The 6,322-nt window shown below is 44.0% G+C and carries 8 protein-coding genes; 7 read left to right on the top strand and 1 reads right to left on the bottom strand.

Annotated features, from left to right (window positions below; genetic code table 11):
- Positions 1–1,371, bottom strand: a 1,371-nt coding sequence (locus AC1DLM_RS34320; RefSeq protein ID WP_477572496.1) for an FAD-dependent oxidoreductase, incomplete at its 3' end; no start/stop codon positions are given.
- A gap of 184 nt (positions 1,372–1,555) precedes the next feature.
- Between AC1DLM_RS34320 and rsgA the strand changes: the two genes are divergently transcribed.
- From rsgA to AC1DLM_RS34285, 7 genes are all read left to right on the top strand, one after another.
- Entirely contained in the window at positions 1,556–2,626 is a 1,071-nt protein-coding gene (rsgA, locus tag AC1DLM_RS34315; RefSeq protein WP_477572495.1) for a ribosome small subunit-dependent GTPase A, read from the top strand.
- A gap of 90 nt (positions 2,627–2,716) precedes the next feature.
- Entirely contained in the window at positions 2,717–3,067 is a 351-nt protein-coding gene (locus AC1DLM_RS34310; RefSeq protein ID WP_477572494.1) for a histidine triad nucleotide-binding protein, read from the top strand.
- A 113-nt stretch (positions 3,068–3,180) separates the two neighbouring features.
- Positions 3,181–3,354: a 30S ribosomal protein S21 gene (gene rpsU, locus AC1DLM_RS34305; RefSeq protein WP_028558020.1), complete on the top strand. Its 174-nt coding sequence runs from the start codon at positions 3,181–3,183 to the stop codon at positions 3,352–3,354.
- 8 nt (positions 3,355–3,362) lie between these two features.
- On the top strand, positions 3,363–3,806 hold the full coding sequence (locus tag AC1DLM_RS34300) for a GatB/YqeY domain-containing protein (RefSeq protein ID WP_171635233.1): 444 nt from the start codon (positions 3,363–3,365) through the stop codon (positions 3,804–3,806).
- Between the two features lie 277 nt (positions 3,807–4,083).
- Positions 4,084–4,749, top strand: coding sequence for an NfeD family protein (locus AC1DLM_RS34295; protein ID WP_441988952.1), 666 nt, complete (start codon positions 4,084–4,086; stop codon positions 4,747–4,749).
- 14 nt (positions 4,750–4,763) lie between these two features.
- Positions 4,764–5,753 carry a flotillin-like protein FloA gene (floA, locus tag AC1DLM_RS34290; protein WP_216626290.1) on the top strand — a complete coding sequence of 330 codons (990 nt, stop codon included), beginning with the start codon at positions 4,764–4,766 and terminating at the stop codon, positions 5,751–5,753.
- Between the two features lie 18 nt (positions 5,754–5,771).
- Positions 5,772–6,233 (top strand): hypothetical protein, encoded by a 462-nt coding sequence (locus tag AC1DLM_RS34285; RefSeq protein WP_441988953.1) that lies wholly within the window; start codon positions 5,772–5,774, stop codon positions 6,231–6,233.
- Positions 6,234–6,322 lie beyond the last annotated feature (89 nt).

The raw sequence follows: 6,322 nt of genomic DNA, 5'->3' as shown, positions 1-6,322 counted from the left end.
TTGTTGAACCGGCATCGCGAAGATCACTTTATCAAATGCCATTTCACGGGTTTTCGTTTTTAATACAAATTTCCGATCTTCATAACGAAGTCCATCGACACCTTCCTGCAAGGCGATTTCCCATTTGCCGGAAGAGGTCATCTTCTGTTTTAGTTGATTTGTGATAACAGCCCAGCTGCCCAAGACATAGTTAACAGGTTTGCTAGACAAGAACAAGTTGTGATAATACTCGCTAATTACAGCGCCGGACACGTTGCGAGCATCTTCCGGTGTAATGAAGAAGTTGGAGCAAACCAAATGCTCCCACAGCTCTTTAACATCTTCATCGGCGTTTGACTCGGCAAGGTAGTCGGCCAAAGTAGCGTAGTTTTTTATATTGTGGATATTTGCAATAATAGCCGCAATTTCGCCAACAAAACGAACTTTTTGAATCGTGCTTAGCAGATCAGTTTTGAGAAGGTTAATGGCATCCAGCGGTGCAGTTGTCAGTTGATTGTGCTTTGCATAGACGACTTTGCGTTTATCTACTTGTTTAGAGGAGAAGGACAGACCGAGCTCACGTTCCATCGTAGTCAGGGTATGACGATCAATTCCGTAGATGGCGTGCGCGCCGTAGTTGAGCGTGAAGCCTGCTTTCTCATACGTAAAGGCACGCCCTCCGAGCTGTGGACTACGCTCAAATAAAATACCTTCTACGTGTGGATTCTCTGATAAATACGCGGCTGCTGTTAATCCAGCTAAACCTCCGCCAATAATAGCTACTTTCATTCGCTTTTCCTCCTTGGGGACGGGTTCTACCTGCAGCGATGCGTAAGGTTCCTCAGAACGAAGACCTACCCAAAGCCAGGCTAAGTTGTTTTTCATCATGGAGAGTAGGTCGGCATCATCTTGATTGCACCAAGTAAGGATCGTTCCGGTATACATGCATACGAGTAGTTCAATCTTTTTGGGCTCCGGGAGCCAGTGCATTAAGCTTTGAGTCAAGACTTTCAATTGCTGTAGTTCTTCGGATTTTACCGTATCATTTTGTAAAGAAAGTGCCTGCAAACTACGAATTAGTCTCGGTGACATTTGAATATTCGACGCTAAGTCTAAAAATAGACGATTAATATGACCTTCTAGCGATTGTACCTTCGAAGGGGGCTGTTTCACCCACTCCTGAATTAATTGTGTTTGTTTACTGTATAACGCTGAAATAATGGCATCTTTACTTTTGAAATAATGATAGAAGGTTCCTTTGGAGGTGCTGGTTGCTGCGATAATATCATCGACAGAAACATTCTCGTAGCCTTTCTCCATGAACATCGTTAGGGCAACTTCCATCATCACATCACGCTTTTTGCGGGTCGAGGCTCTCATGAATTGACTCATCCGCTCACTCCATTCAAACGATCCATTTACACTTATTATATGCAAAAATAGACTTTCAGTCTACAAGTGAATTGACCKGTGTCAAATAGGATCCGCGGATTAAATAATCTAACTCATTCTTTCCCGTGTGGGGCGAATCAGTTCGGTATATACTGCACATTAGAACCCCTTGAGAGGATGTAATATGGACTTGAATAAAGCAGATTTAGGATGGCATGTAAGTTTCGAAAAAGCATTTGAACCCTTTCTTAACGAAGAAGGATTTGTCGCAGGCCGCGTCTCCTTAGAACATAAACATATGTATCGCGTTCAAACGGAAGTTGGCGAAGTGTTGGCTGAAGTTTCCGGCAAAATGCGTCACCAAGCGCTACGTCGCGAGGATTACCCTGCGGTAGGGGATTGGGTAGTATTATCAATCCGTGAAGGAGAGCAGCGTGCTGTGATCCATGCCGTGCTTCCTCGTCGAAGTAAGTTTTCCMGTAAAGTGGCTGGACAAGTCACGGAAGAGCAAATTGTTGCAACCAATGTAGATACCGTTTTTCTGGTAAACGCTTTGAATCAGGATTTTAATGTTCGCCGAATTGAGCGCTACCTAGTACTCGCATGGGAAAGCGGTGCTAATCCCGTCATCGTATTAAGCAAGTCTGATCTGTGCGAGAATCCAGATGAGTTGGCGGCTGAAGTAGCGGCTGTTGCCATTGGCGTACCCATTCATATTATTAGCTCTGCCGAAAATCGAGGCTTAGATGAACTTGCTGCCTACATGACTCGCGGACAGACGGTGGCACTTCTAGGCTCATCAGGGGTAGGGAAATCAACCTTAGTGAATCGTATTTATGGCAGAGATATTTTGAACACGGGAGATATTCGATCGGGCGATGACAAAGGAAAGCATACGACAACGCATCGTGAGCTGATTTTACTGCCGGATGGCGGTATTTTGATCGATACACCAGGGATGAGAGAGCTGCAGCTTTGGAACGCTACCGAAGGGTTGAGCACATCCTTTCAGGATATTGAGGAATTCGCCGAGCAATGMTTCTTTCAAGATTGTAAGCATGAGAATGAACCGAAATGTGCAGTGAAATCTGCGCTAGATTCGGGAGCTTTGTCCGCGGAGCGTTTTCAGAATTATGTGAAATTACAGAAGGAACTGGCTTATTTGGCTCGCAAAGAGGACAAAGGACTTCAAGCAGCTGAGAAGGCAAAATGGAAGAAGATCCACCAATCCCTCAAAAGTCAACCTCATCGCTAATTTCGATAAGATTTGGATTGGATTTTTTGAGTGCTTTCCGATAAACTTATAACTAAGTAGGATAACAATGTCGGGAGGACGAATGGATCAATGAGTGATTGTATTTTTTGTAAAATCATTGCGGGGGATCTCCCTTCTAAGAAAGTCTATGAAGATGATCAGATTCTAGCTTTTCATGATATTCAGCCAGCAGCACCGATTCACGTCCTTATTATTCCGAAGAAACACTTTGCTTCTTTAGCGGCAGGACAGCCGGAAGATTGGGCAGTTGTGGGACAAATGCAGCGTGCGGCTGCGCAAATTGCTAGAGAGCTAGAGGTAGAAGAATCCGGTTATCGTGTGATCACGAACATTGGAGCAAACGCCGGTCAAATTGTTCACCATTTGCATTATCATTTGATGGCAGGTGCGAGATTGGCACCCCTTGGGGTCCATAACTAATCTTTCTAGTAGGAAAGATCAGTTTGCGATTGACACCCTAATTACTATCACCTATAATGAGATTTGATGAACCGTTTTGTCTTAGATGGTCTGTTCGGAGGGAGGGAAAACTGTTGTCAGAAACTCGAGTTCGTAAGAACGAAACTATAGATGCTGCACTTCGTCGCTTTAAGCGTTCCATCGCTAAGGATGGCGTTCTTGCAGAAGTAAAGAAACGTAAGCATTATGACAAGCCTAGCGTTAAGCGTAAGCTTAAATCTGAGGCTGCTCGTAAAAGAAAGTTCTAGGAGGCAACATGAGCTTAAGCGATCGATTGAACGAAGATATGAAACAAGCGATGAAGAGTCAGGACAAGTTTAAGCTCTCTGTAATTCGAATGGTACGTTCTACGATTAAGAATTCTGAGATTGATCTGAAAAGACCCTTAGACGACAATGAAGTGCTTGATGTTCTAACTCGTGAGATCAAACAGCGTAAGGATTCCCTCCAAGAATTTAGCAAGGCAGGTCGTGACGATCTAGCCGACAACCTGAAGGCGGAACTTGTTATTCTAGCTGAGTACATGCCGCAACAGCTTTCTGAGGAAGAAGTGAAAGCCATTGTACAGCAGACCATCCAGCAAATTGGTGCTTCTTCCAAAGCGGATATGGGMAAAGTGATGACGGCATTGATGCCTCAGGTTAAAGGACGCGCTGATGGTAAACTTATCAATCAGTTAGTTCAACAATTATTAGGTTAATACCAAATATGTTTTGTGAAGACCAAGTGGATCATTTCCATTTGGTCTTTTTTCTTCCACATTAGAAAGTATAAGTTTTCGGTTCCCGAAAACGTCTTGCTAATTGGCGATAAAAACAACCATAAAAACGCGGTCGCACATCCTCGAATGACTTCGATAGAAGTTTTTCTCACAGTTTAAGTGCTTTTTTAAAATTTCTACTAAATTCCGAAACAGTTCATAAGTTAATACGTACATACCTTATGAGAAGAAGTTTGAAGGGAAGGAGTGAACGACGATGTTTCTCGATAATCTATCCGCGTTTCTGACTCACCCTGTGACAGGTACCGTATTATTGATGGTTGGGATTATTGGTATAGCGCTGGAACTGCTTTTTTTCAGTAGTGGATTGTTGGCCTTGGCGGGGGTTGCTGGCTTTGGTTTATATTTCTTAGGTTTTTACTTGGCTGGCTTTGCAAGTTTTGGAGACTTAGCTATCTTGGGACTTGGTTTGGTTCTCTTGATTTTAGAATTGGTTGTGCCCAGTTTCGGAATTCTAAGTGTTCTAGGGGCGATTTGCTTATTCGGCGGTGTACTGATGGCTTCTTCAGATCCTAAGGAAGCAGCGTACATGTTAATTATTGCTTTGCTAGTCGCCCTTGTAGTTGTCATTGCTGCAATTAGGACGTTTAAACATCGCGGCGTTTGGAACCGTTTCATTCTGAAGGAACAGCTAACCACGAGCAAGGGCTTTACATCGAGCCCTGATCGCTCTAATTTAGTTGGTTTGACGGGAGAAGCCATAACGCCATTGCGACCTGCAGGAACGGCATTAATTCAAGGAGAACGTGTTGATGTTGTCACGCATGGTAGTTTTATTTCGGTCAATAAAGCAATAATCGTTGTGGAAGTTGAAGGAGTTCGTGTTGTAGTGAAAGCCGTGGATGACCAACCAAATCATTAGGAGGATACAAACAAATGACGATTGAACCAGGTTTATATTTGGTACTGCTTGCAGCCATCATTATTATTGTATTATCGATTTTACTAAGTGTTGTTCCAGTTATGCTATGGATTTCTGCGCTGGCTTCTGGTGTAAGAATCAGCATTATTACACTGATTGCTATGAGACTCCGTCGGGTAACACCAAGTCGCATTGTGAACCCAATGATTAAAGCAACGAAAGCCGGGATTGATCTTAGTGTCAATCAGTTGGAAAGTCACTACCTAGCTGGAGGTAATGTTGACCGTGTTGTGAACGCATTAATTGCTGCGCATCGTGCCAAAATTCATTTGGAGTTTGAGCGCGCGGCAGCCATTGATTTGGCAGGTCGTGATGTGTTGTTAGCTGTTCAAATGAGTGTAAATCCACGTGTCATTGAAACGCCGAATGTTTCAGCCGTCGCGAAGAACGGTATTGAGGTAAAGGTCATCGCGCGAGTTACGGTTCGTGCAAACATTGATCGACTCGTAGGTGGAGCCGGTGAAGAGACCATTATTGCGCGTGTCGGAGAGGGGATCGTTACAACCGTAGGTTCCAGCGAATCTCATAAGGATGTCCTAGAAAATCCAGACATGATCTCCCGCACTGTTTTAGGTAAAGGCTTGGATGCAGGGACAGCTTTTGAAATTCTGTCTATTGATATTGCGGATGTGGATGTTGGTAAAAATATTGGTGCTCATTTGCAAACAGAGCAAGCGGAGGCAGACAAACGGATTGCTCAGGCGAAAGCAGAGGAACGCCGCGCGATGGCTGTTGCAGCAGAACAGGAAATGAAAGCGCGAGTTGTTGAAATGCGTGCTAAGGTTGTTGAGTCGGAATCGCAAGTCCCACTTGCCATGGCTGAAGCTCTGCGAAATGGTCAATTAGGGGTCATGGATTATATGAATCTCAAAAATATTGAATCTGATACGCAAATGCGTTCCTCTTTAGGCAAAGTCAACGATGGAAAAAATGAAAAAGAATAAGGTTTGTGAGGTGATCAATTGGAACAGCTGATCGCATTCTTATTTAAGAACTGGTATTTGGTCATTATAGCGTTAACCTTTTTCTATCAAATACAAAGCAGACGCAAGCGAGCTGAGCAGAATACTTCAAGTAAAGGTATGCCGACCTTTGGAGACGGTCCAGGCGACGCTAGAAGGCCTGTAGAAGCGAAGAAAGTGCAACCAGGACATATGACTCCATCCGGTCGTTCGGAACGCGTACGAGACGAATTTAATCAGTCTGGTCTTGGTAAATCAACCACAACAGCTCAGAAACAGAAGCCATCACCCTTCACACCGGTTGTGAAAAGTGGACCAACTGTAAGTTCACCTACTTATGCAGATGAGATCTCAACCGCAAGCCAATTTCCAGACCAACCGAGTAGGAATCAAGTTCTTCAAGGCGTTGTTTGGGCAGAGATATTAGGTCCGCCACGTGCCAAAAAGCCATACGGTAGATGAAATGATGTAAATAACGCCCTTTTGCAATTGCGAAAGGGTGTTTTTTTGCGTACACGCCAGTATATAGGTTTGATGGCTTGGAGTAAGCG

The organism is Paenibacillus sp. 01T442, assembly GCF_056398345.1.
Note: the sequence above shows the minus strand (reverse complement) of the source record. Positions and strands in the feature narration are given on the sequence as shown.

Coding starts and splice junctions, on each gene's coding strand:
- AC1DLM_RS34310 (WP_477572494.1), top strand. CDS start 2,717: ATGAGTGATTGTATTTTTTGTAAAATCATTGCGGGGGATCTCCCTTCT.
- AC1DLM_RS34295 (WP_441988952.1), top strand. CDS start 4,084: ATGTTTCTCGATAATCTATCCGCGTTTCTGACTCACCCTGTGACAGGT.
- floA (WP_216626290.1), top strand. CDS start 4,764: ATGACGATTGAACCAGGTTTATATTTGGTACTGCTTGCAGCCATCATT.